The organism is uncultured Blautia sp. (genome assembly GCF_902497045.1).
GTDB lineage: Bacteria > Bacillota > Clostridia > Lachnospirales > Lachnospiraceae > Blautia_A.
On sequence record NZ_CABVDF010000367.1, the window covers coordinates 1 to 1,679 of the forward strand.

At 44.7% G+C, this 1,679-nt stretch carries 2 protein-coding genes; both read left to right on the forward strand.

Annotated features, from left to right (window positions below; genetic code table 11):
• The first annotated feature begins 49 nt into the window (after positions 1-49).
• Positions 50-919: a 4-(cytidine 5'-diphospho)-2-C-methyl-D-erythritol kinase gene (gene ispE / locus RDS42_RS14750; protein WP_308784313.1), complete on the forward strand. Its 870-nt coding sequence runs from the start codon at positions 50-52 to the stop codon at positions 917-919.
• 45 nt (positions 920-964) lie between these two features.
• Entirely contained in the window at positions 965-1,666 is a 702-nt protein-coding gene (locus tag RDS42_RS14755; RefSeq protein WP_308784314.1) for a GntR family transcriptional regulator, read from the forward strand.
• Positions 1,667-1,679 lie beyond the last annotated feature (13 nt).

The window sequence follows — 1,679 nt, forward strand, 5'->3', positions numbered from 1 at the left end:
CCATTGCTCGCAAGCGCATAAAATTACGAAAGAATAGAGGGATAGTTTTATGCGCTTGCGAGCAATGGCAAAGATAAATCTTGGTCTCGATGTAATCCGAAAAAGAGAGGATGGTTATCATGAGGTCCGAATGATCATGCAGACGATCAGGATGTATGATGTTCTGGATATCAGAAAAAAGCAGAATCCGGGAATATCTCTTTCTACAAATCTGCCATACGTGCCTTCTGATGAAAGAAATCTGGTCTATAAGGCTGCGAAACTGCTTATGGATGAGTTTGATATAAAAGAAGGACTTTCCATGAGGCTGTCTAAGTCCATACCGGTTGCAGCGGGAATGGCCGGAGGAAGCTCAGATGCGGCAGCTGCTTTTGTGGGAGTGAACCGCCTGTTCCGCCTTGGTCTCAGCCAGGAAGAACTTATGGAGAGAGCTGTCCGGATTGGGGCAGATGTTCCCTATTGCATTATGAGGGGAACGGCACTGGCTGAGGGAATAGGAGAGAAGCTGACGCCGCTTTCCGCTATGCCGGAGGGATATGTACTGATCGGAAAACCGGGTATTAATGTTTCTACAAAAACCGCCTATGAAAATCTTAAGCTGGATGCTGTGGAAAAACGCCCGGATATCGACGGGATGATCCAGGATATACAGAATAAGGATCTTTATTCCATGACAGAAAAGATGGTCAATGTATTCGAGCCGGGACTTATGGAAAAATATCCGGTGATTGGGGAAATCAGAGACTTTATGGAAGAGAGAGGTGCGCTCAAAGCAATGATGAGCGGAAGTGGTCCTACAGTATTCGGAATTTTTGACAGCAAAGAGAAGATGAATGCAGCAGTTGCGGCTCTTAGAAAAACCGGTCTTGCAAAAACTGTTTTTGCTGCTGGGATATATAATCGGTCTGAGCAGCAGTAATGACGGGAATGCAAAACAGATAAAAGGTAGGAGGAGACACTGGAGATGAACGATTTTTCTGTTGACATGAATGAATATCTGCCTCTTAGAGATGTGGTGTTTAATACTCTTCGAAAAGCTATTTTAAAAGGGGAGCTGAAGCCGGGAGAAAGGCTGATGGAGATCGCTTTGGCAGAACGGCTGGGGGTCAGCCGTACTCCTGTCCGGGAGGCAATGCGTAAACTGGAGCTGGAAGGACTTGTAGTAATGATCCCCAGGAGGGGCGCTCAGGTTGCCAATATTACAGAAAAAGATCTGAATGATGTTCTGGAGGTGAGGATCGCCCTGGAGAATCTTTCCATAGAAAATGCATGTGCCAGAATGACGGAGGAACAGCTGGAGCAGCTTTGGGAGGCTGCTAAGATTTTTGAAAGAACAATGGCAGACGGAAATCTGGTAAAACTTGCGGAAGCAGATGTGGCTTTTCATGAGGTGATTTATCAGTCTTCGGATAACCGGCGTCTGAATCAGGTACTGAATAATCTGAGAGAGCAGATTTATCGGTACAGAGTGGAGTATTTAAAAGATGAGGAAACACGAAACCTTCTGGTAAAAGAGCATGAAGAGCTGTATGAGGCGATAAAGGCCAGGGACGTGAAAACAGCTCAGGAGATTTCTTTCCGTCATATTGAAAATCAGAGAGAAGCAATTGTATGCTCTATCAGAGAAGAAACTGCACAGAGAGAAAAAGAAAAAAAGAATAAATAAAAATTATAAAAAG